The following is a 26,557-nucleotide window of genomic DNA, read 5'->3' on the forward strand; positions in this document are numbered from 1 at the left end:
GACCCGCAGCCTCGTGCGCCGGCTCAGAGCAGCCGCAGCTCCTGTGCACGGGTGACGGCCCTGGTCCGGTCGGCCACCTCGAGCTTCTCGAAGACGTGCAGCAGGTGCGTCTTCACCGTCGACTCCGAGATGAAGAGTGCCGCCGCGATCGCCCGGTTGCTGTTGCCGGCGGCGACGAGCGCCAGGACCTCGAGCTCGCGAGCGCTGAGCTGCGGGCGGGCTGGGGTCCCACCCTGCATGCGGCCGACGAGCGTCGCCGCGATGGTGGGCGCGAGCACCGTCTGACCGGCGACCACCGAACGGATGCCGGCCAGGATCTCCTGCTCGGGCGCCGCCTTCAACAGGTAGCCGCCGGCTCCGGCCTCGATCGCGCCGAGGATGTCGTCGTCGGTCTCGTAGGTCGTCAGCACGAGCACCCGGACGCCTGGCACGCGCTGCACGATGCGCGCCGTCGCCTCCGCACCGCCGAGGACCGGCATGCGCAGGTCCATGAGCACGAGGTCCGGCCGGTGCTCCTCTGCAGCCGCGACCGCCGCAGCGCCATCCGCCACCTCGGCGACGACCTCGAGGTCGTCCGCGCGCCCGAGCAGCGCGACGATGCCCGATCGCACGATGGGGTGGTCGTCCGCGACCACGATCCTGATCCGTGTCATCGTCCCTCCTCCGTGGTCCCTGAGCCTGTCGAAGGGCCCGCTTCGATCGTCACCGGCACTCGCACCAGCACCGTCGTCCCCGTTCCGGCGGCGCTCGTGAGTTCCACCGTTCCGCCGAGCAGCGTCACCCGGTCGTGCATGCCGTGCAGCCCGAAGCCTGCGCCCGGACTGGTCCCGAGCAGCGCGCCGTCCGGGTCCGCGATGCCGACCCCGTCGTCGGAGATCCGCAGTTCGGCCCAGCCGTCGTCGACGGTGAGTACCAGCTCGACGCGGTCGGCGGCGGCGTGCTTCCGGATGTTCGCGAGACCCTCCTGGGCACTCCGGAGCAGCACGACCTCGGGTGCTCGCTCGAACCGTTCTGACGGGGCGTCGACCTCGACGACCACGCCCGTCTCACGGCTGAACCGCTCGCCCAGGCGCCGCAGGCTGTCACCGAGGGTGGTGTCGGCGGCCGGCATCGCGGCCAGCGTGGCCACGAGGGATCTCGCCTCGCGGAGGGCGTCGCGTGCCGTGCTCTCGATGAGGTCGATGCTGTCGAGGGCGGCGATCAGTCGACCGTCCAGCGGGGAGGCGTCCGGCGTGCCCGCGACGGTCTCACCGACCTCAGAGCGGGCGCGTTGCGCGAGCAGCACCACACTCGTGAGGCTCTGCGCGATGGTGTCGTGGATGTCGCGAGCCATGCGTTCGCGTTCGGCGGCCGCCCCGGCCTCTCGGCTCGCCCGTTCCGATTCCGCCTGAGCGGTCTGCAGACTCACGAGGAGTCGTGCCTTCTCGTCGCCGAGCTCGGCGATCCGGGTGATCCAGAGCCCGAGGGACAACGCGAAGACGAGCGAGACGCTCTGGATCGCGAGCCCCTGCAGGATCGCCTCCGGGGCGGCGCCTTGTCCGACGATGAAGCCGACGGCGAGGGCCGCGGCGCTCGCGATGTTGAGGATGATCGCGTTCCGGGTGTTCGGCGTCAGCACCCACAGCAGCGGGAACACGAGGCACTGGAGGGTCAGGACGTTCGGGGAGAATGCCGTCCCGACTGCGGTGAGGGCGATGAGGGTGATCGCGAACCAAAGCCCGCCCTGCGGACGCTCGAGGGTGCGGCGCCCGGCCGTGTAGTAGACGAGGCAGAGCGCCGCCAGCACGATCCAGACGCCGACGGCCCGCTCCGGTGCCCCTGCCGCGCTGACGCTCACGAGCGCACCGACGATCACGCACCCCGCGCCGAACGCGACATCCCACCACCGTCGTCCGTCCATGTCCCAACCCTCCCATCCCTGCTCGCGAACTGTCACTTCCTGCTAGTTCCGGGGGCGTACACCCGCCGGAACTGACAGTTCGCGGGCTAGGAGCGGCGGACCCAGCGGAAGGTGAGGCGGGTGAGGACGAGGCCGACGATCGCCCAGACGCCGAGGACGAGCGCGACCATCGGGAGGTCCCAGCCACCGGACGGCTCCTGCGAGGCGAACCCCTCCGGCAGGAAGACGGAGCGCATGCCCTGCGCGATCCACTTGAGCGGGAAGACACTCGCGACGTTCTGCAGCCACTCGGGGAGCATCGTGAACGAGAGGTAGACGCCGGAGATGAACTGCAGCACGAGCACGATCGGGATGATGACGGCCGTCGCGCTCTTGCCGGTGCGGGGGAGCGCCGACAGGGCGATACCGAGGACGGCCGACGTCGCGATGCCGAGCAGGTAGATCCAGGCGAAGGTGAGCCACCGCTCGGGCTCGGTCGGCAGGGTGACGTCGAACAGGAACCGCGAGACGAGGAGCAGCAGCGCGATCTGGAGTACCGAGGTGACGAGGACCTGCCCCATCTTCCCGAGGAAGTAGGAGATCACCGGGAGCGGGCTGCCGCCGAGGCGCTTGAGCGTGCCGTCGCTCTTCTCCGTCGCGATGTCGGTCGCGAGGTTCTGGACGCCCGAGAGGAGGATGCCGGCGGCGATCATGCCGGGGAGGTAGAAGGCGGCCTGGCTGACCCCGCCGGTGCCGTCGGGTGCCTCACCGACGTTCCCCATCGCGCTGAACGCGGTCGAGAAGATCGCGAGCATCACGACGGGGAAGAGGAAGGTGAAGAACACCTGGTCGCCGGAGCGGAAGTAGATGCGGGTCTCGTAGCCGATCCTGCTGGCTCCGAGCCGGAGGGTGCGTCCGCGGGGGAGTGCCGGGACGAGCGTGTTGGTGGTGCGGTCGATGGTGGTCATGCGCCGACTCCTGTCGTGGTGACCTTCGTGGCCGGTGACGGTGCTGCTGATGGGGTGGTCGACGACGCAGCGGCGTCGGCCGCGTGGACGAGCCCGAGGTAGATGTCCTCGAGGCTCGGACGGATGACCTCCAGGTCGCGCGGCTCTCCCCCCAGTGTCGCCGTGAGATCGGCGACCCGTGCAGCCGGCACCTCGGTCCGTTCCTCATGGAGGCCGTGCTCGTCGCGCCAGCGCACCACGGGGATCCGGGCCTCGGCACCGCCGATCTCGTCGACCGCGCCGATCTCCACGAGTCGGCCCGCCGCGATGACGGCGACGCGGTCGGCGAGTTGGGCGGCTTCGTCGAGGTAGTGGGTGGTGAGGAGGATCGTCGTTCCGTCGCGTTTGAGCGAGCGGATGAGCTCCCAGAACTGCCGACGCGCCTCGGGGTCGAACCCGGTCGTCGGCTCGTCGAGGAACAGGAGGGCTGGGCGGCCGACCACCCCGAGCGCGACGTCCACCCGACGACGCTGGCCGCCCGAGAGCTTGCCGATGCGCGTGCCCGCCTTGCTCGTGAGCCCGACCGCCTCGATGACCTCGTCCACATCCCGCGGGTCCGCGTAGTACCGGGCGAACTGTGCGAGCTGCTCCCGGACCGTGACGTTGGCGGCCTCGGCACTCGACTGGAGGACGATGCCGAGGCGGGCCTTCCAGTCGAGACCGCCCTTCGCCGGGTCGACACCGAGGACGCTCGCCTCGCCGCCCGTCCGGTGCCGGTAGCCCTCGAGGATCTCGATCGTGGTGCTCTTCCCGGCGCCGTTCGGGCCGAGGAGGGCGAAGGTCTCACCCGGGTGGATGTCGAAGGAGACCCCGTCGACGGCGGTGAAATCGCCGTACTGCTTGCGCAGCTCGCGGACCTCGATGATCGGTCGTGTGCTCATGGTGTCCATGCTCGTCCGCTGCGGCGCGCACCGGTAGCGGTGGAGGGGCTGATCCTCGTATCCACCGATCGGTTGATGCGCGAGCGGCCTGATTCCCCGCCGCGTCTGCTCGGTGGGTCGACACGCACGAACGCCCACCCACCCGACGAGGGTGGATGGGCGCTGGCGTGACGCTGGGGCGGCTCAGCCGAGCGCCGCGGTGGAGACGACGACGACGAGGTCCTCGACGTTCTCGAACCCGGCGGTCTCCTGGGTGAGCTGGGTGAACGGGATCCCGATGATCGTCAGCCCGTCGAGCGATCCGGTGAACGTGCCGGCGGCTTCGGTCACGCTCGCGCCACCGGCCGTCGCGTTCGCGGCCGCTGCGGTGAGGGAGGCGGCGCCGCCGGAGAGGACGGCGTAGCTCCCCGAGGCGTCACCCGCTTCGTAGCTGAGGATGCACACGGTCGGCAGGTCGCCGAGGACGGCGGCCGGAGCGAAGGTGGCCTTCGCCGCGGCGACAGCGGCCGCCGGGACCGCGACGCCGCTGGCTGCGCTGAGCGTGTTGACCTGCTCTTCGGTGCACTTCGTCGCGCCCGATGCCGGCTCCTCCTGGGCAGCGTCCTCCGTGGCCTCGGGCGCGGTCGTGGCGCTCGTCGAGGGTTCGGAGTCGGCCGGCGCGTCGCCGCTACTGCAGGCGGCGAGCCCGAAGAGCCCGATGACGGCGACGGCGGTCACCGCGGAGACGCGGAGACGGTGGTGAGCGGAGCGAAGTGACATGGTGGTTCCCCCTGGAATCGTGAGCGTTGACGGATGCTCAGGTCCAGGATGGGGGACCGAGGAGGCCGCCTCAATGGGGACAACTCCCCAGTTGTCGGTCAGGCCCCGGTGCGCATCCACGCCGTCGTGCGGGCTCGAAGCCCGAGTGTGGTCGCGCGCGCACCGAGGTAGCCGATGAAGAAGGTGAGCGCCAACCAGGTGAGCCCGGTCTGCCCGCCGGGTGCCCAAGCGAGGACCGCGAGCGCGAACGGCAGGAAGACGAGTGTGTTGAGCAGCCCGGTGATCGCGAGGTACTTCGCGTCTCCGGCGCCGATGAGGACGCCGTCGAGGACGAAGACGACGCCACCGAGCGGGGTGGTGGCGGCGAGCACGATGATCGCGGGCACGATGAGCGCCGCGAGGTCGGGGTCGCTCGTGAAGAGCAGGCCGATGACCGGGCTCGCGAGCGCGATGACCAGGCCGAGCACGATCCCCGAGCCGACGCCCCACTGCAGGCAGCGGACGAGGACGGCACGCACACCTGCGACGTCGCCGGCCCCGAGCCCCTTGCCGACGAGCGCCTGCGCGGCGATCGCGAGGGCGTCGAGCGCGAAGGCGAGGGTGGCGAAGAGGGTCATGACGAGCTGGAACCCGGCGAGTTCGTCGGTGCCGAGGTCGGTCGCGACGAACACGGCGATGAGCATCGCGGCGCGGAGGCTGACGGTGCGGAGGAACAACCATCCGCCGGAACGGGCCGCACCACCGAGGCCGGCGCGGTGCGGGCGGAGACTCGCTCCCGTCCGCCGCACATGGCGCAGGACGACGACGAGGTAGGCCACGACCATGCCCCACTGCGCGATGACGGTGCCGATGGCGGATCCCGCGATGCCGAGTCCGAGGCCGTAGATGAAGAGGAAGTTGAGGCCGATGTTCGCGGCGAACCCGGCGCCGGCGACCACGAGGGGCGTGGTGGTGTCCTGCAGGCCGCGGAGGAGCCCGGTCGCACCGAAGACGAGCAGCATGGCGGGGATGCCGAGCATCGAGATGCCGAGGTAGGTGTCGGCCTGCTGGGCGACGGCGTCCGTCGCGCCGAACAGCCCGACGAGCGTGGGCGAGAGGAACCATCCGGCCGCACCGATCACGACTCCGAGCCCGAGCGACAACCAGAGCCCATCCACCCCGAGCGATACCGCGCCGCGTTCGTCGCCGTGTCCGAGACGCCGGGCGACCGCGGGCGTCGTCGCGTAGGCGAGGAACACCATGAGTCCGATGACCGTCTGCAGGACCGCGCTCGCGACCCCGAGGCCGGCGAGCGGCACGACGCCGAGGTGGCCGATCATCGCGGAGTCGGCGAGCAGGAACAGCGGCTCCGCCATCAGCGCCCCGAGCGCCGGGACCGCGAGCCGGAGGATGTCGCGGTCGACGGGTCGCAGTCGTCGCCCGTCCTGTCCCGTGGTCACCCGCCGAGCCTAGCCGCGGTTGGTGACACGCCGCGTCGCCGTCCGAGGCGGGACGAGTCGACGTCCTACCGCGCGAGCAGCGACCCGCTCAGGCCAGGGAGGTCGCGGAGACGGATGCCCGTGAGGAAGCCGGCCGCGGCGGCGTAGGCGACCCGCGGTTGGTCGGCGTCCTCGCGGCAGGCGAGGAACAGCGGCACGGCGGTGGCACCCAGGCGCTCGGCGACATCGGCGATCTCCGCGAAGCCGACGAGCGGGTCGACCCGGTGGGCGATGCCGGCCATCGTGCGCACGGCGACGCCGTCGGGCTCGGTGCCGTCCTGTGCCAGCCCGGAAGCAGCGAACGAGACCATGGCTGAGCCTTCGGACGCGAATCGTCGGCAGGCGTCGGTCAGGGCCCGCTCGACGGCTCGGCTGGTGTGTTCCTCCGACGCTGTACCCGCACTCGCCGTCCTTCCGGCGTCGTCCTTCGGCAGTGCGCGACGGACCGCATCGAGCGCCCACCCGTGCGCGGTGCCGCCGGCCCCGGGGATCGGCAACCAGGACACCGCCGCGAGTACGGCGCCTGCGGCGTCCGTCACGACGGAGACCCGGACCGCGGCGGTCGGCTCCCGGTCGTCGCCATCGGGGGCGTCGATGCTCGAACCCACGGTGAGACCGAGTTCGGGCACGTGCCGGTCGGACACCCACACCGACGACAGCGCGCGGATCTGACTGCGGAGCTCCCACGGCAGTTCGCGAGCGGGCACCAGGATCGAGGTCGTCGGATCCGCGCCGGCGGCTCCCGTCGCATCGTCCGGACCAACGGGTTCTGATGCATCCGCCCCGCTGAGGTCGAGCACGAGGTCTCGGCCGAGTGGCGACACCCGCCACCCCTCGGGCACGATGCGCGCGTCGCGAGCGGCGAAGACCGCCGGTGTGAGCCCCTCCTGCTCGGCCGCCGTCGCGAACGCCGACACCGTGGCGACTGCACCGCCGGGGTCGCCGATCGGCTCGCCGAGGGCAAGCGCGACGCCGGCATGCTGCTGGTAGGCGACCGCGTGTCCACCGTCGGCCGTGACGAACACCCGGTTCTCGGGTCGGAGTGCCGAGGCCGCCAGCGGTCCGCCGCCGTGTTCGCGCAGCAGCTGCGCCGCCCTGGCGCGCGCTCGCCGTGCACCCGGACCGATCGCTCCAGGCAGGCGTCGCCTGGTCTGGTTCGCCGCGACCCGGAACGCGTGGCGCGACAGCACGAGGACCACCGTCTGTCCCACCCACAGGACGCTCGCGGAGATCCAGATGGTCGACGCCACGACCGGCACCTGGGCCAGCCAGGCGAGGGCGATGAGGGCGAGCGTGACCAGGAGGTTGCCGACGGTGAGCACCATCGCCGCCCACCAGGCCCAGCGATGACCACGGCGGAGCCAGTTCGCGATCACCAGGATCGCGATGGTGTCGACCCCGACGTCCAGGATGGAGCCCTGCGTCAGGGTGGTCGAACCGAGCGGCCCGTCGAGCGGCACGAGGGTGACGAGCAGCTGCACCGCACCGATCACGAGCAGCCCGGAGACGGCGAACAGCCGCCAGTCGCGCATGGTGGGTCGTGGGGTCGACCGGTGCTCGCCGAGGAGCAGCCGGGCGACGATCACGAAGACGACGGTCGTGATGAAGTGCTCGAGGTCGTCGATCTTCCCGACGTAGAGGAGCGCGATCGACACCCACGACAGCAGGAGCAGCCGCCAGCGCAGCCGGTAGGGGGAACGCATGAACGCGGTCGCGGTCGCGACGCAGGCGAGGATGCCGCAGCTCGGACCGACGTCGAGCGTCGTCACGAGGGACTGCGCCCACGGCCAGTCGAGCCGGGCCAGCGCCAGAGCCGCGCCGAGGGCCCCGAGGACACCGACGAGATGGCCGGTCACGAAGATCGCCGACGCCCGCAGCGTGCCGAATCGGACCTCGACCCACCCGCCGAACACGGCCGCGCCGACGATCGCGATGAGGTAGGCGAGCGGGTCGGCGGTGATGAACATGCCCGTCAGGACCGTCCACCAGCGCCCGGCTTCAAGGCTCGGCACCCCGTACGCGAACGCCGGGTACCAGGCGGCCTGGTCGATCGGGCGCCACAGGCCACCGGTCACGACGCCGAGGGCGACGAAGACGGTGACGAAGGCGGTGGTCGCGGGGGTCGTCCGCAGGGCCCAGCGCAGCGGCGTCAGGACGACGGCGATCGCGGCGCGCAGATCGGTGCGGACGGGGGCCGAGCTGGCGGCCCGGGTGGTCGGCGTGTCCATTCGGGCGTCGGCGTCGGTCGTGGCCGGGACCGACCCGGATGGAGACAGCAGTTCGTCGAGCTCCGCCTCGGTCATCGACACGGGCGCGCGATCGGCGGCCGGCCGGGCGGCCCGACGACGGATCCGGAACACGACGACCACCGCGATCACGACGGCCGCGGCACCGGCCAACGCGAGCGCCGCCCAGGAGAAGCGGTGCAGGAACTCGGTCGCGGCACTCCCCAGTACGGTGACGACCGTGACCACGAGCGAGGCCCAGGCGATGCCACCCGCCGCGTTGGCGACGAGGAAGTGCGGGTACGTCATGCGGAACATGCCCGCGAGCGGTCCGGAGAAGATTCGGAGGACGGCGATGAACCGCCCGACGAACACCGCCCACGGCCCCCACCGCCGCATGAGGTGCACCGCGGCGCCCAGTCGCTTCGGCCCCACGTGCTTCGGGAATCTGCGGTTCAGCACCGACAGGAGCCGCCGGCCGTACCGCTTGCCGATCCAGTACCCGATCGAGTCGCCGAGGATCGCACCACCGGCGGCCGCGGCGGCGACGAACACCGGGTTCAGGCCGCTCGACGCGGCGAGGAGGGTCGCCCCGATGAGCACGGTCTCTCCCGGCAACGGCACGCCGAGGCTTTCGACCGCGACGACCAGGAAGACGACGAGGAGCAGGACGCCGGGCGGGAAGTCGGCCAACCAGTCCACGCGGGCTCCTTCCGGCCGGGTGGGTCAACGGTAGTCCCTCGTTCCCCGAAGCGCTCGCGACGCTCCTCCACAGGACTCGGTCCAGAGCGGCACGCCCGCTCTGAGAGAACACCCGAGCCGTGGTCAGGTGCCGTCGCTAGGCTGATCCGCATGACTGACGCGCAGCTCGCCTCCGGCATCGACCGCTCCGAACTCGACCCGGCCGTGCGGCCGCAGGACGACCTCTTCCGCCACGTGAACGGCAAGTGGATGGACCGCACCGAGATCCCCGACGACAAAGCTCGCTGGGGATCGTTCCACCAGCTGGCGGAAGACGCCGAGAACGCCGTCCGCGACATCATCGAGGAGTCGCAGACGAACCCCGACGGCGAGGAGGGCGTGAAGATCGGCGCCCTGTACGCCAGCTTCATGGACGTCGACCGGGCCAACGCCCTCGGAGCGACCCCGCTCGCCGACCAGCTCGCCCGCGTCGCAGCGGTCGACTCCATCGAGTCCTTCCTCCGCCTGTCCGGCGAGTTCGAGGCGGAGGGCGTCGGCGGCTTCCTGCAGCTCTTCGTCGACAACGACCCGGGCAACCCCGAGCGCTACCTCGTCTTCGCCGAACAGGGCGGCATCACGCTGCCCGACGAGTCCTACTTCCGTGAAGACACCTTCGCCGAGATCCGCGAGGCCTACCGCGCACACCTCCAGACGATGTTCGAGCTCGCAGGCATCGACGACGCTGCCGCACGTGCCGACCGCGTGTTCGCCCTCGAGACGGCGATCGCGTCCAAGCACTGGGACAACGTCGCCACTCGCGACAGCGAGAAGACGTACAACCTCTACTCGTGGGACGAAGCTGCGGCGCTCGCCGCGGGCGCCGACCTCGACGGCCCGGACCTCGCCGTCTGGCGCGATGCGATCGGCGCCGCCGACGCGGTGTTCGCGGAGATCGTCGTGCGTGAGCCGAGCTTCCTCGAGGGCCTCGGGGAGCTCCTCGTCGCCGAGCAGCTCGAGTCCTGGAAGGACTGGCTGGCCTGGAAGGTCGTCCACGGTGCCGCACCGTACCTCTCCGAGGAGTTCGGTCGCGCCAACTTCGACTTCTACGGCAAGACCCTCACCGGCACGCCGCAGCAGCGCGAGCGCTGGAAGCGCGGCGTCTCGCTCGTCGAGGGCATGCTCGGCGAGGCCGTCGGCCGCATCTACGTCGACCGGCACTTCGGCGCCACGTCGAAGGACGAGATGGACGTCCTCGTCGGGTTCCTCGTCGAGGCGTACCGCGACAGCATCGAGAACCTCGAGTGGATGAGCCCCGAGACCCGCACGCGGGCGTTGGAGAAGCTCGACAAGTTCACGCCCAAGATCGGTTTCCCCGTGAAGTGGCGCGACTACTCGGCGTTGGAGCTCGAAGCCGACGACCTGCTCGGCAACGTCCGTCGCGCCAGCCGGTTCGAGATGGAGCGCGAACTGGGCAAGATCGGCAAGCCGCTCGACCGCGACGAGTGGTTCATGACGCCGCAGACGATCAACGCCTACTACAACCCCGGCTTCAACGAGATCGTGTTCCCCGCCGCCATCCTCCAGTACCCGTTCTTCGACGCCGGCCGCGACGCCGCCGCGAACTACGGGGCGATCGGCGCGGTCATCGGCCACGAGATCGGGCACGGCTTCGACGACCAGGGGTCGAAGTTCGACGGCGACGGCCGACTCACCGACTGGTGGACCGAGGCCGACCGCGCGGCGTTCGAGGAGCGCACCGCGTCGCTCATCGAGCAGTACAACGCGCTGGCTCCCGCCCAGGTGCCCGACCACCACGTGAACGGCGCACTGACGATCGGCGAGAACATCGGCGACCTCGGCGGGCTCGGCATCGCCTGGAAGGCCTACCTGCTGTCGCTCGAGGGCGCGGAGCCACCGGTCATCGACGGCCTCACCGGCGCGGAGCGGTTCTTCCTCTCCTGGGCGCAGGCCTGGCAGCAGAAGGGACGCGACGCGGAGGTCATCCGACTGCTGTCGATCGACCCGCACTCGCCGAACGAGTTCCGCTGCAACCAGATCGTCCGGAACATCGACGCCTTCTACGAGGCGTTCGGCGTCACCGAATCCGACGCAGCCTGGCTCGCCCCCGAGGAGCGCGTCACCATCTGGTAGCGCCGCGTCTCGCGGAGCCTGTCGCCCCCTACCGATGACCCCAGTAGTGGGACATGCGGAAGACCGACAAACGCTGCGAGAATCACTCTGGAGTCGACGAATCGTCATCCCGATGCACTCGTGAAGCTCATGGCGCGAGACCCGAACAGCGCCTGAGCGGACCTGGTCCGATCCGTCTGGTTCACAGCAGCGTCGCCGTCGATATCGCCACAGCCCCAGCCGTCCCCCGGCCCGGGCGAGGCGGTACCGGCGGCGACGTGCTCCACTCCCCGCGAACCCGTAGAATCGCAGGCGTGTCTAAAGTCTTGAGCAGCCTCCCCGTCGGCGAGCGCGTCGGCATCGCCTTCTCCGGAGGTCTCGACACCTCCGTCGCCGTCGCTTGGATGCGCGAGAAGGGTGCCATTCCGTGCACCTACACCGCCGATATCGGCCAGGCGGACGAGCCGAACATCGGTGCCGTCCCCGACCGCGCCAAGGAGTACGGCGCCGAGATCGCGCGCCTCGTCGACGCGAAGTCGGCGCTCGTCGAGGAGGGCCTCGTCGCCCTCCAGTGCGGCGCGTTCCACATCCGCAACGCCGGCAAGACCTACTTCAACACGACGCCACTCGGTCGCGCCGTGACGGGCACCATGCTCGTCCGCGCGATGAAGGAGGACGGCGTCGACATCTGGGGCGACGGCTCCACCTACAAGGGCAACGACATCGAGCGGTTCTACCGCTACGGTCTGCTCGCCAACCCGCGCCTGCGCATCTACAAGCCATGGCTCGACGTCGACTTCGTCAACGAGCTCGGTGGCCGCAAGGAGATGAGCGAGTGGCTCGTCGCCCGCGACTTCCCGTACCGCGACTCCACCGAGAAGGCGTACAGCACTGACGCCAACATCTGGGGTGCCACCCACGAGGCCAAGCGCCTCGAGGAGCTCAGCTCCGGCATGGAACTCGTCGAGCCGATCATGGGCGTGCCGTTCTGGCGTGAAGACGTCGCGATCGCCTCCGAGGTCGTCACCGTCACCTTCGAGGCCGGTCGCCCGGTCGCGCTCAACGGCGTCGAGTACGCCGACGCGGTCGCGCTGGTCCTCGAGGCCAACGCCATCGGAGGTCGTCACGGCCTCGGCATGAGCGACCAGATCGAGAACCGCATCATCGAGGCGAAGAGCCGCGGCATCTACGAGGCCCCCGGCATGGCGCTCCTCCACATCGCGTACGAGCGTCTGCTCAACGCGATCCACAACGAGGACACGGTCGCCAACTACCACAACGAGGGCCGCCGACTCGGCCGCCTCATGTACGAGGGCCGCTGGCTCGATCCGCAGTCGCTCATGCTCCGCGAGTCCATCCAGCGCTGGGTCGGCTCCGCCGTCTCCGGCGAGGTCTCCATCCGTCTGCGCCGCGGCGACGACTACACGATCCTCGACACCTCGGGCCCCGGCCTCAGCTACCACCCCGACAAGCTCTCGATGGAGCGCGTCGGCGATGCGGCGTTCGGTCCCGACGACCGCATCGGTCAGCTCACCATGCGCAACCTCGACATCGCGGACTCGCGCTCGCGGCTCGAGCAGTACGCAGCGGCCGGCATCGTCGGCGGCGCGACCGCCGACCTCGTCGGCAAGCTCGAGCAGGGTGAAGCGCAGGAGATCCTGGGCGGCGAACTCCTCGACCCGACCGCCGACGCCCTCGAGCGCGCGACCGATCTCGCTTCCGAGGGTGCCGCGTTCGACTCCGGCACCGACTAGTCGCACCCCGCAACGCCGAACGCCCGCCGCACTCGAGGAGTGCGGCGGGCGTTCTGTCGTGGTCCTTCCCGTTCCGTTCTCAGGAGTCCTGCTGTGCGTCGAGCGGGAGCGCTTGCGACGCGCCGGACGACTCCTGAGTTGGGGACGGCAGGGGTTCACAACTCAGGACCGGTGCGGCGCGTCCCGCCGGACACACCGGGTGGCCGATGTGACCCGCCGGGGCCGTCCTGAGTTGTGAACCGGCCAGGGCTACGCGGGGACGGGTGACTCCGCGTACCGCTCGGGCCGGAAGGTCGCGAGCAGCGGCGAGGGTTCGCCGTCGACGATCTCGTCCGCGAGGAGTTCACCGGCGATGAGCCCGAGTGTCGCACCGCTGTGGCTGAAGGCCGTGAAGAGCCCCGGCAGCTGCGGGACCGCGCCGAAGACCGGCTCGCCGTCTCCGGGGATCGGCTTGTAGCCGGCCCCGATGTGGTCGAGTTCGAGGGTCGGGTTGCCGGCGAGCACCCGCGATCCCTCGGCCATCAGCCGCTCCACGGTCGAGTCCGAGATGTGCAGCGAACCGTCGTCGCGGACCTCGATCTCCTCCTCCGACCACGCGGAGTCCAGCGCGAAGCCGCCCTCCCTGGTGCGACGGACGGCCACCTTCGGCGTGTTGAGGACGGCGACGAGCTCGGCTGCGACGGGCTTCGTGAACGCGACGAATGCGGCCGGGCTCTGGTCGCCGATCTTGATGCCGAGTGCGGCGAGCTGGGCCGGGACGTCGGGACCCGTGGCCAACAGGACGGCGTCGGCCTCGATGCGGTCGCCGTTCGCGAGCACCGCACCCACGGCACGTCCGCCGGACGAGGCGATCTCGGCGCCGGCGTCCGTCACGATCCGTCCGCCGCGGGCGACGAACTCGCGGGACAGCACCTCGATCACGGACGGCAGCTCGACCCAGCCCTCGCCCGGATTGAAGATCGCGCCCTCCGCAGCCACGGCGGCCGGATCGACACCCGGCGTGACCGAGGCGACCTCCTCCGGAGCCAGCCACCGGGCGTCGTAGCCGATGCCGCGCTCGTAGGCGAAGGTCTGTGCGTAGGACTCGCCCTCCGGTGCCCACATCAGTCCGCCGTCGAAGCGGAGGAACTCCGCGCTCGGGATCTGCGCGGCGAAGGTCCGCCAGCGGTCGATCCCGAGGACACGGAGCGCGTGGTACTCGCTCGACCGCTGGGCCGCGGAGTTCAGCCAGGCGAGCGATCGTCCCGAGGCGCCGCTGGCGAGGGAGCGGTCGGTCACGAGGGTCACGTCGGCACCTCGGCGGGCGAGGGCGACGGCGCTGGACGTTCCGAGGATGCCGCCGCCGATCACGACGACGCGTCGGCTGGTCTGGGTGGTGCTGCTCATGCTGTCTGCTCTTTCTGTTCTGGAGTGCTGCGCTGGTGAGATGCTGCGGCCGCGTGGACGGCCTCGATGATCTCGAGGACGGCGATCGCGTCGGCCGGATCGACCGGTGGACGACCGCCGTCGTGGAGGGCGGTCGCGAGGAGGCGGGTGAAGGCGGCGTAGTCGCCGTCGGCCATGGGGACGGGCTCTGTTGCACCGTCGACCCCGATCGCGCCCCAACCGGACGGGTCACGCCGACCGAATCCGTCGTCACGCGGATCAGCACCGGCCTTCAGCGCGGGCTCCTGGCCGTCGAGTCCCCACGAGGTGTAGGCACCGGAGGATCCGAGGACGCGGAACCGTGGGCCGGCCTGGGCGACGAGCGACCCCATCCAGAGGTGCGACCGGACCCCCGAACGGTGACGGAGCGCCACGAAGGCGTCGTCGTCCGCGACCGCTCCGGGCCGGACGACACCGAGTTCAGCCTGGACGTCCTCGACCTCGCCGAACAGTTGGATGGCCTGATCGATCACGTGCGTGCCGAGGTCGTAGAGGATGCCGCCGCCCTCCGCGGCGGTCGCGGCCGTCTTCCACGATGCGGGCGGATCGGGCTTCCACCACTCGAAGCGTGACTCGAAGCGATGGACGTGCCCGAGCATGCCCTCGTCGAGCAGCCGCCGCACGGTCAGGAAGTCGCCGTCCCAGCGGCGGTTCTGGAAGACCGTGACGAGGCGGTCGGCGGCTGCAGCACGATCGACGACCGCGCGGCCCTCGGCCGCGGTGACGGCGAACGGCTTGTCGACCGCGACGTGCAGGCCGGCGTCCAGGGAGGCTGTCGCGAGCGCGGCGTGCGTGCCGGACGGCGAGCCGATGACCACGAGGTCGAGCTCGTCGGCTCGGGCGAAGAGCTCCTCGGCGGTCGACACGACCTTGACGCCCGGGTACCGCCCGAGCGCCTCGGCCCGTCGATCCGGGTCGGAGGTCACGACGAGGTCGAGCGAGTAGTCGGGATCCGCGGCGAGGAACGGCGCGTGGAACACCGCGCCGGAGGTGCCGAAGCCGATGACGCCCGTCCTGATCGTGCCGGAGACGCGCGCCGCCATCAGAGGACCTCGGAGAGGAAGCGCTGCAGGCGGGGGCTCTGCGGGGCGTCGAACAGCTGCGTCGGGGTCCCCGCCTCGACCACGCGGCCCTCGTCCATGAACACGACCTGGTCGGCGACCTTGCGGGCGAAGCCCATCTCGTGGGTCACGACGAGCATCGTCATGCCGCGCTGCGCGAGACCGGCCATGAGGTTGAGGACGCCCTTCACGAGTTCGGGGTCGAGGGCGCTCGTGGCCTCGTCGAACAGCATGACCTCGGGTTCCATCGCGAGTGCGCGGGCGATCGCGACGCGCTGCTGCTGGCCGCCCGAGAGGTCGCGCGGCCGGTGGTCCGATCGTTCGCCGAGTCCGACGTCGTCGAGGCGCGCTGCTGCGACTCGGAGTGACTCGCTCTTCGACATGCCCTTCACGTTGCGGAGTGCGAGGGCCACGTTCTCGAGCGCGGTGTGGTCGGGGAACAGGTTGAAGTGCTGGAAGACGAGGCCGACCCGCGTCCGGAGCCGTTCCGGCTTCATCTTCAGGGCGCTCTCACCGGCGAGGAGGACGTCGCCGGAGGTGGGCTCGTGCAGGCGGTTCACCCCGCGGAGCAGTGTCGACTTGCCCGAGCCGGACGGCCCGATGATGCAGGTCGTCGTGCCGGGCTCGACGTCGATGCTCACCTCGCGGATGACCTCGATGTCGCCGTACGCCATCGAGACGTCGCGGAGTTCGAGGCTCGAGCCGCGGTAGAAGTGTCCGTCGGTGACGGGCAGGGGAGAGGTGTAGGTCATGTGTTGCTCCCGGTGGTGGCTGGCAGGGGTGGCTGCACCTCGTCGAGCTCGTCGAGGCCGCTCTTCGGTGGGGTGGCCTTGCGGCGACCGGTGCGGAAGCGGTTGTCGAAGAAGTTGACGAGGTGGGTGAGGGGCACGGTGATGACGAGGTAGAACAGCCCCGCCATGACGAGCGGGGAGAGGTTGCCGGTGAGGACGGCGGCGTCCTGACCGACCCGGAACAGCTCGCGCTCACTGACGAGGAGCCCGAGGAAGTAGACGAGGCTCGAGTCCTTCACGATGGCGATGAACTGGTTCACGAGCGCAGGGAGGACCCGGCGGATGCCCTGCGGCACCACGACGAGTCGCATCGCCTTGCCGTAGCTCATGCCGAGCGCCCGGCAGGCCTCGAGCTGGCCGCGGTCGACGCTCTGGATGCCGGCGCGGAAGATCTCGCCGATGTAGGCGGAGGCGATGAGGCTGAGCGCGAGGATGCCCAGCGGATAGGGCGAGGGGCCGAACAGCTGCTGGCTGAAGCGGGCGAAGCCTTGGCCGATGAGGAGGATGGTGAGGATCGCCGGCAGGCCGCGGAACACGTCGGTGTAGATCCGCGCGGGTACTCGGAGCCAGCGTGAGGGCGAGATGCCCATGATGGCGATGATCATGCCGAGGATGACCCCGATCACCGTGGCGGCGATCGAGATGACGAGGGTGTTGACGAGTCCCACGCCGAGCAGCTGCGGGAACACCTGCCACATCGCGTCGAAGTCGAAGAAGGTCTTGATGATGCTGTCGAGCCAGTCCATGCTGTCTGCTCCTGAGGGGTGGGATGGTGTGGTGCGGGCCGGTCCTCGGCCCGCACCACGAGACGGGGACTACTCGGTCGACGAGGTCGGGCTGGGGCTGGAGGTCTGCTCCGCCTTCGGGAGGTACTGCTCGGGCATCGGAGAGCCCGGGAACCACTTCTGGTAGAGCTTCTTCCAGGTGCCGTCCTCCATCGCCTCGGCGAGGGCCTTGTCGAGGGCCTTCTTGAATTCGGGCTTGTCCTTCGCGATCGCGAACCCGGCCGGTGCGTCGAAGGACGGGATGTCGATGGCGTTCACGAGCCCGTACTGTGCCGCGTACTCCTTCGCCGCCTCGTAGTCGAGGAAGTGGGCGTCGATGCTGCCGCTGTTGACGGCCGAGATGGCCGAGTTGTTGTCGGGGAAGCGCACGAGTTCGGTGTCGGTGAAGTGCTTGACCGCGTAGGCCTCTTGGAGGGTGCCCTGGACGACGCCGAGGCGCTTGCCGGCGAGGCTGTCCGCGTCGGTGATGCCGGAGTCCTTCGCCGCCATGACCGTGAGGTACCCGGCGAGGTAGCCGTCGGAGAAGTCGACCGTCTGCTCGCGCTCCTTGGTGATGCCGATGGCCGCGACGCCGACGTCGAACTGACCGTTCGCGACGGCGGAGAGCAGACCGGAGAAGTCCTGACCAGTGAACACGACGTCGTCGATCCCGATCCGCTTCGCGACGTCGGTGAAGAGTTCGACGTCGAAGCCGGTGAACGTCCCGTCGGCGTCGGTGAAGGTGTATGGCTTCGAGTCGCCGAGGCTGGCGACGCGGATCTGTCCGGGGGTGATGAGTCCGTACGGGTTGTCCTCGGTGCTGCTCGCGGTTCCGGCACCACCGGAGCACGCGGAGAGGATGAGGGCGGTCGCCGCAGCGACGGCGAGGAGGGCCGTCCTGCGGAGGGTGAAGCGATTCGTCACGGCGAGTCCAATCGTGGGGAGGAGTTCGTGGTGCGTGGAGGGAACCGTCGGCTCGTGTCTTGTGGACGCCGCCAGCTCCATTGCTGTCGTTCTGCTGGTGAGACCGGTCTCAATGTCGTAGGTTGAGACCGGTCTCAACAGGTTGTCCAGGACAGTACCCTGGTTCTCGGACAACGTCAACGACGCAGCAGACCCCATCGGAGGGCACATGGCAACGGATCCGGGTACCGGCAGACGCGAGGCGACGGTGTCGGACGTCGCGAAGGCCGCACGGGTGTCGAAGGCCACTGCGGCCCGCGCGCTCGGCGACTACGGGGCCGTGAGCGAGGATGTGCGGGACCGTGTGCAGGCCGCCGCGGAACGCCTCGGTTACCGCCCGAACGCCCTCGCGAAGAGCATGAACACGGGGAAGTCGAACACCATCGGGGTGGTCATCGGCGACATCGAGAACCCCTTCTTCGCTCGTGCGACCCGGGGGATCTCCGACGTCGCGCAAGCAGCCGGATTCGACCTCATCCTCGCCAATTCCGACGAGGAGGTCGACGCTGAGACGGCCGCGATCGAGCTCCTCCTCGACAAGCGCGTGGACGGGTTCATCGTCACGCCGGCCTCCTCGATCGAAACGAGAAGTTTACAAACGGCGCTCGCCGAGGGGCGTCCCGTGGTGCTCCTCGACCGTCGTGCGGCCGGTATGGAGGCCGACACGGTCGTCGCCGACAACGCCTCCGGGGCGGCCGCGGCAACCCGGCACCTCCTCGCCGCCGGACACCGTCGGATCGCGTTCATCTCGACCCTCGGCCACGGGGAGCCGTATGCCTCAGGGGACGATGTCGGCTCCTCCTCGGTCGGCGATCGCATCGACGGGTTCACGGGTGCCCTCCGCGAGGCCGGCGTCGAGGACCCGGCGGCGTCCGTCCACCTCAATGCGCGCGCGGAGGGGATCGACGTCATCACCCGGAAGGTCCTCGGCGACCGGGACCCCGTGACCGCGATCATCGCCTCCGACAGCCTGGTCGGTTCCGCGGTCTTCCGGACCATCCGCGAACTCGGCCTCGCGATCCCCGACGACGTGTCGCTCATCGCATTCGACGACGCAGACTGGACGAGCCTCACCACGCCGCCGATCACCGTCGTGTCGCAGCCGATCTACGAACTCGGTGCCGAATCCGCGCGCCGGCTGATCGCCCGGATCGGTGGGGCGGGGGCCGACGCGGAGGAGTTGGTGCTCGCCCAGACGCTCATCGAGCGCGGCTCCGTGGGTGCGCCCCCGGCTCGCTGACCCCTGATCGCTGACCCGATTCGACCTCAGTCCTGTCCCTGACTCAGGAGTGCTGCGGCGTGTCCGGTGCGACGCGCCGGTCGGGCGTCGGGACGCGCCGGGACGCTGCTGAGTTAGGGACGTGGAGGATCCGGTTTGAGCCGGGATGCGCGGCGGGTGGTGTTGTGTCCCTCACTCAGGACGGCTGCGGTGTGTCGGGTGCGACACGCCGGCGGACGGCGCGACACGCCGCGCCGCTCCTGAGTTAGGGACGGCGACGGAGCACGAGGACGCTGTCGTCGAGCTCGGCTGGCTCGCCGTCAGGCCCGATCGCGGCGCGCGCGACGAGGCCTGCGGTGACGACCTCCCACTCGGTCGCCTCCAGCTCCAGCGAGGCGTGGACCTCCTCGGGCGTCGGGAAGTGCGCGTGCGCGATGTGCTCGGTCGCCCAGGGCGGCGGACCGGCGTGGCCGACGATGAGCAGCGTGCCGCCGGGAGCGACCGCGGACGCCGCACGGCGCAGGACCGCCTCCCGGGGGAACTCGACGGGGGAGTGCAGGAACGTCGCTGTGACGAGATCGAACGACGCCGACGGTTCCCACTCGACGAGGTCGGCCTGCACCCAGGTGACGCGATCGGCGACCCCCGCCTCTGCCGCGGTCGACGCTCCGAGGGCGAGCGCGCTCGGGGAGATGTCGACCGCCGTCACGGACCAGCCCTGCCGGGCGAGCCAGACGGCGTCGGCACCCTCCCCGCTGCCGAGCTCGAGTGCGGTGCCGGGCGCCAACCCGCCCACCTCGCGCTCGAGGGCGGCGTTCGGTTTGCCGCTCCACACCTGGCCGCGGCTGCTGTAGCGGTGCTCCCAGAAGGCGGCGGGATCGGTGATGGCGGGCTCGTGCTCGGAGGTCATGGCATCAGCCTGCCGTGACACCGGTTGCGAACACGTGATTCTTGCCGGAACGGCAACGGAGGTTGTCGCTGGGTGGCCTTCGACACTTCGACAGGCTCAGTGACCGGGTTGCGGCCCAGTGACCGGGTTGCGGCCCAGTGACCGGGTTGCGGCCCAGTGACCGGGTTGCGGCCCAGTGACCGGGTTGTGGATGGGCTGATCCGGTCACTGAGCCTGTCGAAGTGCTCGCGGGGAACGACGGTCCGGTCGCCGCCCGTCGACAGGCTCAGGGACCGGGCACCGACGCCGCGTCCTGCGTCAGGCGCGGAAGTTGAGCGCCAGGTCGATGAGGAGGCGCGTGCCGTACCCGGTCGCGCCCTTCGACCGCCAGGACTCGTCCGACTCCACGAGCATGGTGCCGGCGATGTCGAGGTGCGCCCACGGGATGTCGCCGACGAACTCCGCGAGGAACAGGGCGGCGAGCGTGGAACCGGCGAACCGGCCGCCGATGTTGGCGAGATCCGCGACGTCCGAGTCGAGCTGCTTCCGGTAGCTGCGTTCGAGCGGCAACTGCCACAGCTGCTCGTCGGTGGCCTTCGATGACGCGAGCGTCTGGTCGACGATGCCCTGGTCGGTCCCGTGCACGGCCGCCGTCTTCGTGCCGAGCGCCATGATCGCGGCACCGGTCAGCGTCGCGATGTCGACGATCGCGTCGGGCTCCTCCTCGACGGCGAGGCTCAGGCCGTCGGCGAGGACGAGGCGACCCTCGGCGTCGGTGTTCTTGATCTCCACGGTGGTGCCGTTGCGGAACGTCAGCACGTCGCCGAGCATCGTGGCCGAGCCCGAGGGCATGTTGTCCGTGCACATGAGGAACGCCGTGACGCTGCTCGTGCAGTGCAACTCCTCCAGCGCCGTCATGGCGGACAGGATCGCTCCGGCGCCCGCCATGTCCATCTTCATCGCCGCGTGGGACGGGTCGGACGGCTTGAGCGAGATGCCACCCGAGTCGTACATGATGCCCTTGCCGACGAGCGCGAGGTGTCCTGCGGCCTCGATCGGCGAGCCGTCGTCGTCCTTCGGCGTGTACCGGAGCTTGATCATGCGCGGTTCCTCGACGCTGCCGGCGTTGACCCCGAGCAGGCCGCCGAGACCGAGCTCGATGAGCGCGTCCTTGTCGAAGACCTCGACGTCGAGCCCGTTGGCGGCACCGAGCGTCTCGGCCACCTCGGCGAGGTCGGTTGCCGTGAGATGTCCGGGCGGCGTGTTCGCGAGGTCGCGGGCGAGGTTCGCCGCGCGGGCGAGGACCTCACCGCGGTGCGCGCCGGTCGCGGTCTCCGGGAGGTCTTCAGCACCGGCGACGAGGTGGAGCGCGACGAGCGGGGTGCGCTTGGTCTCCCGCTTCAGCTCGGTGTAGCGGTACCGGGCGAGGAGCGCGCCCTCGACGACGAGCTGGCCGGCGGAGGCCGGGTCGAGGTCGAACGAGCGCGCCACGTCGAGGCCGATGCTCGCGAAGGAGGATGCCGCACGGGCGAAGGCAGCAGCGATGTCGCGGAGGGCTGACGGGGTGCGCTTCTCGGGGGCACCGACGCCGACCGCGATGTACGTCGGGGCGTCCTGGCTGGGGATGACCAGCGTCTGGCCGATCTCGCCGGTGAAGCCGGCGCGGGTCAGGGCCGCACGGTCGAGTCCGAGCGCCGCGGGGATGTCGTCGCCGGCACCGTCGGCTGCGGGGGCGACGGCCAGGCCGATCGCCTCGACGCCCTCGGGGAGTTCGATTGCGACGCTCAACTCGACCGCCTCGGCGTCGAGTGAGGGGGTGCGGGAGAAGGTCGGCGGGATCAGCTTGGTGGGGCGGGATGGCATGCAGCGTCCTTCGTCTCGGAGTCGGGCTGGATCCATCGTATGGGCCTCACCTGGCCGCTGACGCGAGGGGTCTGGCAGGATGCCGGGATGGGTGCATGGGGAACGGCGATCTTCTCGAACGACACGGCGTCGGACATTCGCACCGAGTACCGCGAGTACGTGCAGGACCGCGTGCCGGACGACGAGGCGACGCGACGGACCATCGCGTCGTTCGCCCACCTGGTGGAGCGCGAGGACGGCGAGCTCTGGATCCCGCTCGCGGCCGCGCAGAGCGAGGTCGGCCGGCTCGATCCCGACGTGCGGACGCGGGCGCTCGCGGCGATCGATCGCGGTGCCGACCTCGAGCTGTGGGCTGAAGCAGGCCCGGGGGAGGTCGCGAGGCGGACCGCGGCCCTCGACCGTCTCCGCGAGAAGCTCCTCGGCCCGCAGCCCGCCCCGAAGCGCCTCCGTCGATCGTGGCGCCACGTGGAGGACGACCTGACGCCGGGCGACGTCCTCGCGTTCACTGCGCCGAACGGACGGACCGCCCTGTTCCGGGTCGCCGGCATCCATCGGTCCCGATACGGCGACTCACCCGAGCTCGACGTCCTCGACTGGGTGGGTGAGCAGGTCCCCGGGCCGGAGACCCTGGCGACGCTGGGGGCGAAGCGCGAGCCGGCGTCGGGCAGTCTGCCTGAGCGTCCGGTCGTCTGGCAGCCGCACCGCTTCCGGAAGACGGACCCCGTGTGGCACGAGGTCGGTTTCGTCCGTGTCGCACGCGTCGAGGGGTGGCCGAACCGGCCGGGCCAGACGCCGGGCCACTCCGGCCTCTGGCGGGTGCTCAACCTGGTCGTGACCCGCGACCTCCTCGACGGCACCTGGTGAGGTGAGGCGGATCGTCGCTCGCGGGGTGCGCGGGCGACGATCCGCCTCACCTCAGCGGGAGGTGACGAGCGTGGCCCGGACGTCGGCGCGCGGCTCGGCCTCGATCGCCCGCGTGTGCGCCTGGGCGAGCACGTCCGCGATGACCACTCTCTCGCCGGACTCGGCGGACCGCACGGCGGCCTCCACCATCGCGAGGCTCAGCACGTTGGCGTGCACCTCACCCGACGGGACACGCCCCGTGCGCAGGGCATCGACGAATTCGACGAGCGAGCCCGCGATCTCCTCCGGTACGTCCGGCTCGAGCTCAGCGGTCTCGACCGCCGACGGAGATCCGCCCTGCGGCGCGAGCTGCCGCTGCGGAGCGGAGTCGCCGTCCCAGACGGCCGTACCGTGCTCGCCGTTCACCCGCCAGCTGCCGTTCCACGAGGTCTCCACGCCGTCCGCACACCAGCTGCCGCTGTAGGTGTACCGGACGCCTCCGGCGAACTCGAAGACCGCGGTCGCGGCGGCGTCGGCGGAGAACCAGCTCCACCCCGGGTTGTACTCCTCGCAGTACACGGCGATCGGGTCGCTGCCGAGGACGTAGCGGGCGGCGTCGAAGGCATGGATCGCCATGTCGACGAGCAACACGTGCGCCATCTCCTCGCGGAAGCCGCCGAAGTGCGGTGCCTTGAAGAACTCGGTCGTCGCGGACCCGAGCCGGCCGAGCGTGGCGACCTGCTCCCGGAAGGCGGCGATGGACGCGTAGTAGCGACGCGACTGGCTCGTCATGAGCAATTGCCCGCTGGCCTCGGCCGTCGCGGCCAACGAGAGGGCCTGCGCCACCGTCGGTGCGATCGGCTTCTCGCAGAGCACCGGCAACCGGGCGAAGAGCGCCTCGGTGTTCACCGGGTGGTGCGCGGCGGGCACGGTGACGTTGACGACCGCGTCCGCCCCCGTCGCCTCGGCGACGACCGACACGCTGGTGCCGACAACGACACCCTCGGGGCCCACCCGGAGCCCGGCCTCGGTCACCGCCGACTCCGCGAGGGCCGTGTCGAGGTCGACGACGCCGACGACTTCCGTGTCCGGGTTCGCGAGGATCGTCCGCAACCACGCCCGTCCCATCCCGCCCGCGCCGACGAGCACGAGCCGGACCGGCCTGGTGGCGTCCGCGAGCGTCGCGAAGCCACCGTCGACAGGAGCACTCATCGCGCGAGCGCCCCTTCGTACCCGCGGCCGTTGTAGAAGTCCTCGGTCTCGTACCGAAGCAGGACCGGCACCGCGCGTTCCGGACGCAGCGTCTGCGCCCACCGGACGCCGTTCGCGAGGACGCGACGGACGTGCTCGTGGTGGTAGACCGGGTAGTCCTGGTCGCCGGGGGAGAAGAAGAAGATCTTGCCGAAGCCGCGCTTGTAGGTCATGCCGGAACGGAAGACCTCGCCACCGGTGAAGGTCGAGAGGAAGACGAGCTCGTCGGGCGCGGGGACGTCGAAGAACTCGCCGTACATCTCCTGCGCCGGGATGATGAACGGGTGCGGGATGCCCTGGGCGATCGGGTGGGTGGGGTCGACGGTCCAGACGATCTCGCGGTCCTCCTCCGACCGCCACCGGAGCGTGCACGAGGTGCCCATGAGCTTGCCGAAGATCTTCGACCAGTGGCCGGAGTGCAGCACGAGCAGACCCATGCCGGCGAGCACATGCTGGTGCACGCGCTCGACGACCTCGTCGGCGACCTCGCCGTGAGCCGCGTGGCCCCACCAGACGAGCACGTCGGTCGCGGCGAGCACCTCCTCGGTGAGCCCGTGCTCCGGTTCGTCGAGCGTGGTCGTGGTCACCACGGCGTCGGTGCCGAGGTGCTCCTCGATGCCCTCCTTGATGGTCGTGTGCATGCCGTCCGGGTAGATGGCGCGGACCTTCTCCTCGATCTGCTCGTGGCGGTTCTCGCCCCAGACGAGGACGCGGATGGGGGTGCTGCTGTCGGACATGGTGGTGCTCCTTCGAGGATGCGTTGCGTGGTCGGAGAGGGTGTCGGAGTGGTCGTCGGTCATTTCACGGCACCGCCCGTCGCACCCGCGGCGATGAACCGCTGGGCGATGACGAGCAGCAGGATCGCGGGCAGGGACGACAGGACGGCGGTCGCCATCACCGCGCTCCAGTTCGAGACCTGCGAGCCGAGGTACTGGTAGATGCCGAGCGTCACTGGCCGGACGTCCTCCGTCGTCGTCAGCGTCAGGGCGAACAGGAAGTCGCTCCAGGAGAAGAGGAAGGCGAACAGGCCGGCGGTGATGAGCACGTTGCGGCTCACCGGGAGGACGATCGAGACGAAGGCCCGCACGTGCCCCGCGCCATCGACCCGCGCCGCCTCCACGATCGACGGCGGGATGGTCTGCATCGACGCCCGCAGGATGAGGATCGCGAACGGGATGGCGTGCGAGGCGTCGGCGAGGATCAGCCCGGGGATCGAGTTGAGCAGGCCGAGGTCGTTGTACGCCGAGTAGAGAGCGTTCGCGATCACGATGCCCGGGATCATCTGGGCGATCAGGATCACGAGGAGCGCGATGCTGATCCAGCGGAACCGGAACTGTGCGAGGGCGTAGGCCGCTGGGGACGCGATAGCGAGCGACAGGACGACGGTACCGAGCGAGATGATGAGGCTCGTGACGAGGTGCCCGCCCTGGTCGGCGATCGCCTTCTCATACCCCGCGAAGCTCGGGTTGATCGGGAAGAAGTCGCCCGTGAGTGTGTTGCCCGACGGCTGCAGCGACGCGTTCACCATCCAGTAGACGGGGAAGAGCATGATCGCGAGGATGATGACGCCGACGACGGTGTAGCCGAGGTGGCGTCGGTCGCCGCGGTGTCGACGCGGGCCGACCGGGGCGAAGCGGCGCGTCTGCCGGCCGCCGGTCACGATGCTGGTCGTGGTCATGAGGGGCCGTGTCCTTACTCGTCGACCGCGCGTCGGTTCACGCGCAGGTAGACGATGGCGAAGAGGAGCGAGATGACGATGAGGATGTTGCTGAAGGCCGCACCGACACCGAACTCGAAGTTGACGAACGATTCCTGATACGACCGCACCGCGAGGGTCTGGGTGGCGTTCGCCGGCCCGCCGTTCGTGAGGCCGAGGATGATGTCGAGCACCTTGATCGTGTAGACGACGCCGAGCACGAGCACGACGCTGACCACGGGGCGGAGGTTCGGCCAGGTGATGTGGCGGAACGCCTTCCAGCCGGTCGCGCCGTCGAGCGCTCCCGCCTCGTAGAGCTCGTCGGGGATGTCCTGGAGGCCGCCGTAGAGGATCGTGACGTTGAACGGGATGCCGATCCAGATGTTGACGAGGACGACCGCGAACAGGGCGACCGACGGGCTCGTCAGCCAGGGGACGCCCGACAGGCCGATGGATCCGAGGGCGGCGTTCAGGACGCCGCTGTCCTGGTCGAGGATCGACCGCCAGGTGGCGCTCGACACGATCAGGGGGAGCAGCCAGGGGAGCAGCAGCATCGCGCGGAGGAACGAGCTCAGGGGGAAGCGTCGCTTGAAGAACACGGCGAGCGCGAGCCCGATCACGAACTGCCCGGCGATCGACCCGATCGTGAACAGCGCCGTGTTGAGCAGTGCCGGTGTGAACAGCTGGGAACTGAACACGGTCACGTAGTTCGCGAACCCGACCCACGGCGCCTCGCCCGTGAAGAACGTCTTCGTCGTGTACTCCTGGAAGCTCATCGTGACGTTCTTGACGACCGGATAGCCGAAGAAGAGCACGATGTAGAGCGCTGCTGGGAGGACGAAGCCGAGCTTGATCAGGTCTTCCCGACGGAAGCGTCGGGACCGGCGGCCGGCCCCGGCGGGGGTGCGCTTGGTCGGCGCGCCCCCGTCGGTGCCGCTGGACCGCTGGCCGGTCTTCCGGTCCTGGAGCGATGCTCCGGCGATGCCACTGCTCATCGG

Annotated in this window: 22 protein-coding genes; 4 read left to right on the forward strand and 18 right to left on the reverse strand. The window is 70.2% G+C overall.

The annotated features are described in order from the left end of the window. Positions 1–23: 23 nt before the first annotated feature. From EAO79_RS04540 to EAO79_RS04570, 7 genes are all read right to left on the reverse strand, one after another. Complete coding sequence (locus tag EAO79_RS04540) at positions 24–653, reverse strand: response regulator transcription factor (protein ID WP_079704466.1); 630 nt, start codon at positions 651–653, stop codon at positions 24–26. Then, positions 650–1,900, reverse strand: a complete 1,251-nt coding sequence (locus EAO79_RS04545) for a sensor histidine kinase (protein ID WP_124767951.1) — start codon at positions 1,898–1,900, stop codon at positions 650–652. Before EAO79_RS04545 ends, EAO79_RS04540 begins: the two co-directional genes overlap by 4 nt. Before the next feature lie 86 nt (positions 1,901–1,986). Beyond that, positions 1,987–2,847: an ABC transporter permease gene (locus EAO79_RS04550; protein WP_124767952.1), complete on the reverse strand. Its 861-nt coding sequence runs from the start codon at positions 2,845–2,847 to the stop codon at positions 1,987–1,989. Further along, entirely contained in the window at positions 2,844–3,767 is a 924-nt protein-coding gene (locus EAO79_RS04555; protein WP_124767953.1) for an ABC transporter ATP-binding protein, read from the reverse strand. Before EAO79_RS04555 ends, EAO79_RS04550 begins: the two co-directional genes overlap by 4 nt. Positions 3,768–3,950: 183 nt before the next feature. After that, on the reverse strand, positions 3,951–4,526 hold the full coding sequence (locus tag EAO79_RS04560; protein ID WP_124767954.1) for a hypothetical protein: 576 nt from the start codon (positions 4,524–4,526) through the stop codon (positions 3,951–3,953). 98 nt (positions 4,527–4,624) lie between these two features. Further along, a complete protein-coding gene (locus tag EAO79_RS04565; RefSeq protein WP_256386826.1) occupies positions 4,625–5,965 on the reverse strand; it encodes an MATE family efflux transporter in 1,341 nt (446 codons plus the stop codon). Positions 5,966–6,030: 65 nt separating this feature from the next. Next, entirely contained in the window at positions 6,031–8,931 is a 2,901-nt protein-coding gene (locus tag EAO79_RS04570; RefSeq protein WP_124767955.1) for a VTT domain-containing protein, read from the reverse strand. A gap of 150 nt (positions 8,932–9,081) precedes the next feature. Here EAO79_RS04570 and EAO79_RS04575 point away from each other — a divergent pair, with 150 nt between their 5' ends. Together EAO79_RS04575 and argG are read left to right on the forward strand one after the other, a co-directional pair. Further along, complete coding sequence (locus EAO79_RS04575; RefSeq protein ID WP_124767956.1) at positions 9,082–11,061, forward strand: M13 family metallopeptidase; 1,980 nt, start codon at positions 9,082–9,084, stop codon at positions 11,059–11,061. Between the two features lie 293 nt (positions 11,062–11,354). Further along, positions 11,355–12,794 (forward strand): argininosuccinate synthase, encoded by a 1,440-nt coding sequence (gene argG, locus EAO79_RS04580; RefSeq protein WP_079704472.1) that lies wholly within the window; start codon positions 11,355–11,357, stop codon positions 12,792–12,794. Between the two features lie 249 nt (positions 12,795–13,043). On the opposite strand, the gene EAO79_RS04585 is transcribed toward argG, so the two are convergent. The 5 genes from EAO79_RS04585 to EAO79_RS04605 form a co-directional block, all read right to left on the reverse strand. Continuing rightward, positions 13,044–14,180, reverse strand: a complete 1,137-nt coding sequence (locus EAO79_RS04585; protein ID WP_124767957.1) for an FAD-binding oxidoreductase — start codon at positions 14,178–14,180, stop codon at positions 13,044–13,046. Next, positions 14,177–15,262, reverse strand: coding sequence for a Gfo/Idh/MocA family oxidoreductase (locus EAO79_RS04590; protein ID WP_124767958.1), 1,086 nt, complete (start codon positions 15,260–15,262; stop codon positions 14,177–14,179). The genes EAO79_RS04585 and EAO79_RS04590 overlap by 4 nt, the downstream gene beginning before the upstream one ends. Next, positions 15,262–16,032: an amino acid ABC transporter ATP-binding protein gene (locus tag EAO79_RS04595; RefSeq protein ID WP_124767959.1), complete on the reverse strand. Its 771-nt coding sequence runs from the start codon at positions 16,030–16,032 to the stop codon at positions 15,262–15,264. Before EAO79_RS04595 ends, EAO79_RS04590 begins: the two co-directional genes overlap by 1 nt. After that, positions 16,029–16,817 carry an amino acid ABC transporter permease gene (locus tag EAO79_RS04600; RefSeq protein ID WP_079704476.1) on the reverse strand — a complete coding sequence of 263 codons (789 nt, stop codon included), beginning with the start codon at positions 16,815–16,817 and terminating at the stop codon, positions 16,029–16,031. Before EAO79_RS04600 ends, EAO79_RS04595 begins: the two co-directional genes overlap by 4 nt. A 69-nt stretch (positions 16,818–16,886) precedes the next feature. Next, positions 16,887–17,759, reverse strand: coding sequence for an ABC transporter substrate-binding protein (locus tag EAO79_RS04605; RefSeq protein WP_071261542.1), 873 nt, complete (start codon positions 17,757–17,759; stop codon positions 16,887–16,889). A gap of 208 nt (positions 17,760–17,967) precedes the next feature. Here EAO79_RS04605 and EAO79_RS04610 point away from each other — a divergent pair, with 208 nt between their 5' ends. Further along, positions 17,968–19,038: a LacI family DNA-binding transcriptional regulator gene (locus EAO79_RS04610; protein ID WP_124767960.1), complete on the forward strand. Its 1,071-nt coding sequence runs from the start codon at positions 17,968–17,970 to the stop codon at positions 19,036–19,038. A gap of 244 nt (positions 19,039–19,282) precedes the next feature. Here the strand turns inward: EAO79_RS04610 and EAO79_RS04615 are convergent, their stop codons facing one another. Together EAO79_RS04615 and EAO79_RS04620 are read right to left on the reverse strand one after the other, a co-directional pair. Further along, positions 19,283–19,927 carry a cyclopropane-fatty-acyl-phospholipid synthase family protein gene (locus EAO79_RS04615; protein ID WP_124767961.1) on the reverse strand — a complete coding sequence of 215 codons (645 nt, stop codon included), beginning with the start codon at positions 19,925–19,927 and terminating at the stop codon, positions 19,283–19,285. Positions 19,928–20,224: 297 nt separating this feature from the next. After that, on the reverse strand, positions 20,225–21,769 hold the full coding sequence (locus EAO79_RS04620) for a leucyl aminopeptidase (protein ID WP_124767962.1): 1,545 nt from the start codon (positions 21,767–21,769) through the stop codon (positions 20,225–20,227). 87 nt (positions 21,770–21,856) lie between these two features. Here EAO79_RS04620 and EAO79_RS04625 point away from each other — a divergent pair, with 87 nt between their 5' ends. Beyond that, positions 21,857–22,633 carry a hypothetical protein gene (locus EAO79_RS04625; protein ID WP_124767964.1) on the forward strand — a complete coding sequence of 259 codons (777 nt, stop codon included), beginning with the start codon at positions 21,857–21,859 and terminating at the stop codon, positions 22,631–22,633. 51 nt (positions 22,634–22,684) lie between these two features. Here EAO79_RS04625 and EAO79_RS04630 read toward each other — a convergent pair whose 3' ends face one another. From EAO79_RS04630 to EAO79_RS04645, 4 genes are read right to left on the reverse strand one after another with little or no spacing between them, the layout of a single operon-like run. Continuing rightward, positions 22,685–23,824 carry a Gfo/Idh/MocA family protein gene (locus tag EAO79_RS04630; RefSeq protein ID WP_124767966.1) on the reverse strand — a complete coding sequence of 380 codons (1,140 nt, stop codon included), beginning with the start codon at positions 23,822–23,824 and terminating at the stop codon, positions 22,685–22,687. Beyond that, entirely contained in the window at positions 23,821–24,600 is a 780-nt protein-coding gene (locus EAO79_RS04635) for a ThuA domain-containing protein (RefSeq protein ID WP_124767968.1), read from the reverse strand. Before EAO79_RS04635 ends, EAO79_RS04630 begins: the two co-directional genes overlap by 4 nt. Before the next feature lie 59 nt (positions 24,601–24,659). Further along, complete coding sequence (locus EAO79_RS04640) at positions 24,660–25,541, reverse strand: carbohydrate ABC transporter permease (RefSeq protein WP_124767970.1); 882 nt, start codon at positions 25,539–25,541, stop codon at positions 24,660–24,662. Positions 25,542–25,555: 14 nt separating this feature from the next. Then, positions 25,556–26,554, reverse strand: a complete 999-nt coding sequence (locus tag EAO79_RS04645; protein WP_124767972.1) for a carbohydrate ABC transporter permease — start codon at positions 26,552–26,554, stop codon at positions 25,556–25,558. Positions 26,555–26,557 lie beyond the last annotated feature (3 nt).

The organism is Plantibacter sp. PA-3-X8, from assembly GCF_003856975.1.
Taxonomy (GTDB): Bacteria; Actinomycetota; Actinomycetes; order Actinomycetales; family Microbacteriaceae; genus Plantibacter; species Plantibacter auratus.